General features: G+C 39.4%; 1 protein-coding gene. It reads left to right on the top strand.

From position 1 onward, the window contains the following. On the top strand, positions 1–682 hold a 682-nt coding region (locus DRF57_RS23810), incomplete at both ends, for a hypothetical protein (protein WP_157969932.1).

Raw genomic sequence — 682 nt, 5'->3', positions numbered from 1 at the left:
CAATTATGCAAAATTTGCCAAACAATACTTCTTTTCTGTTACCGATATGAATAAAGATGGAAAATCCGATATTGTTCAGGTTTTCTCCTACAATCAGATCAATCCTTTATATGCAAACGGGTATAGAGATTTCGGATATGTGGTCAGTGCAAAAATGGCCAATGGATCTGAGACTGACGGAACACCAAATTTCACTGCCAACTGGCTATTTCAAAGCCCTGTATATGGCACACCGGATATTACAGACCTTACATTGTTTTCCCCTATCACCAGCCCGATAAAATCTGGAAATAATTATTACAATGTTTTTTTATACTGGAAACAATACCTTAAAAAAATAAAAGGTCCTACCGCGGTTTCCGAATTGGCCAGGATAAGTTCAATTACCCAGGGAGGGGTGACTACCTCGGTAAAGTATCTGGAAATGATTCCCGATAATACCACGAATGCCAGTTTTTATAAAAAAGAAAAAAAAGCATTTTATCCTTATTATTCTTTAAGCAGAGTAGACCAGCTATATGCTGTTTCCCAACTCCAACAGGAAGACAGAAAGCAGGACTTTCGGTACAGGGGACTCACGGGAAACCTGCAAGGGAAAAAAATGATCGGTTATCACCAGACCGCACAGTCTTCCTGGTATGCTGATGGATTCGAAAACACCAAAATCTGGTCAGGATCAGAA

The sequence above is a fragment of the Chryseobacterium rhizosphaerae genome (assembly GCF_003385455.1).
Lineage (GTDB): Bacteria > Bacteroidota > Bacteroidia > Flavobacteriales > Weeksellaceae > Chryseobacterium > Chryseobacterium rhizosphaerae.
The sequence above is the reverse complement of the archived record's forward strand: the minus strand, read 5'-3'. Positions and strand labels throughout refer to the sequence as shown.